The organism is Longimicrobium sp., from assembly GCF_036554565.1.
Taxonomy (GTDB): Bacteria; Gemmatimonadota; Gemmatimonadetes; order Longimicrobiales; family Longimicrobiaceae; genus Longimicrobium.
Genome location: NZ_DATBNB010000790.1, coordinates 1 through 1,596 on the forward strand (window position 1 = coordinate 1; position 1,596 = coordinate 1,596).

Here is a 1,596-nt window from a genome sequence, read left to right on the forward strand (position 1 = left end):
GCCGCGCAGCCCGTGGTCTACGTGCAGTTCCGGCTGGAGACTCGGGCGCGGCAGGTGGCCATCGCGGGCACCTTCACCGGCTGGCAGCCCACCGTTCCGCTGCAGGAATCTGAATCGGGCGTATGGACCGCGCTGGTGCCATTGAAGCCCGGCGTGCACGACTACGTCTTCGTGGTCGATGGTACCGAGTGGGTGCCGGACCCCCACGCCCCACAGCAGGTGGACGACGACTTCGGCGGCACCAACAGCCGCATCTCGCTTCCCCCGCTGGGCTCGGCGTGATCGTCCGGCTGACGCTGGGCTGCGCCGCGCTCCTCCTGGCCTCGCCCGCCGCGGCCCAGGGCTGGACCGCCGAAGCCGCCGCCGGCCGCGCCCTTCACGACCCCGTCGCCGCGCGCGTCGCCACCACCTCCGCCTCGCTGGGCCTCGGATACCAGGGCACCGGCCGGTGGCTGTACCTGTCCGCCGGCGTGCCCGTGCAGGGCAGCGGGCCCACGTGGAGCGCCGGGGGACTGGGCGGATGGCTCCCGTTTTCCACCGTCCAGGGCATGGACCTGGGGCTGAACGCCTCCCTCAACGGCTACGCATACGGCGCATCCGGCCCCAACGCGGGCGGAACCGGCGGAACGGCGGAGCTGCTGCCCACGCTGGGCTGGCGGCGCGGCGCGCTGTCGGCCTCGCTCAGCTCCGGAGTTTCCGCCGCAACGGACGTGACGGGCGATTCCAGCACGGTGCGCGGCTTTCACGACTCCGCCGCGCGCGTCGCGTTCGCCCTGTCCGATGGCGTGGAAGTGGGCGGAGATGCGCGGCTGCTGCGCGGCGATGGCGGCAACTGGCCGTACGCGGGTGGGACAGCGGAACTGCGGCGGACCTGGGGAAGCGCGTGGGCGCACGCCGGAAGCTGGCTGGGCGGCGGCCATCCACGCCCTGCCGCGTCGTACGGCGCCGGGGTGCGCGTGCGGGTGATGGCCGGCGCCACCGTGCAGGCCTCCGTGCGCCAGGAGCCGTTCGATCCGCTCTACTGGAGCACGCCGAGGCGAACGTGGAACCTGCAGGTCTCGCGCGCCCTCGGCCGGCAGCGCCCGTCCCCGCCCGCCCTGCTTCTCGATGTCGACCCCGGCGAAGCCGTGTTCCGGCTGCCGCGGAAGGACCACGGGGAGCCCCCATCCGTCGTCGGCGACTTCAGCGGGTGGCAGCCGGTGCCGATGGTGGCGGATGGAGACTGGTGGGTGGTGCGGGTACGAATCGCGCCCGGCGCCCACCACTTCGCGTACCGCCTGGCGGACGGGCAGATGATGGTGCCCCCGGGCGTGCCTTCGGTGGATGATGGGTTTGGAGGCCGCTCGGCCGTGGTGGTGGTTCCGTGACGCGCGGCGGGGTGGCGTCGTCTACAGGTTCGAAATGGCGGGATGAGGGTACACTGGCTGTAAACATGAAGACCCAACGATGGATTCTGGTGCTGCTCCTGGCGCTGGCGGGCGTTCCCGCCGCGGCGCAGGCGCAGCCCCCGGAGCAACGGATCGAAGCCGCCCGGCGCCAGGCGCAGACGGCAGGCATCCCCGTGTCGCTGCTGGAAAGCAAGGTGGCCGAGGGCCG

Annotated in this window: 1 protein-coding gene and 1 pseudogene; both read left to right on the forward strand. The window is 72.9% G+C overall.

Annotation, left to right across the window (positions count from 1 at the left end; genetic code table 11):
• Nucleotides 1-282, forward strand: a pseudogene (locus tag VIB55_RS22245) (glycogen-binding domain-containing protein); the annotation flags it as partial.
• Nucleotides 279-1,367, forward strand: coding sequence for a glycogen-binding domain-containing protein (locus VIB55_RS22250; protein WP_331878873.1), 1,089 nt, complete (start codon nucleotides 279-281; stop codon nucleotides 1,365-1,367). The pseudogene VIB55_RS22245 and the gene VIB55_RS22250, both read left to right, overlap by 4 nt.
• Nucleotides 1,368-1,596: the final 229 nt, after the last annotated feature.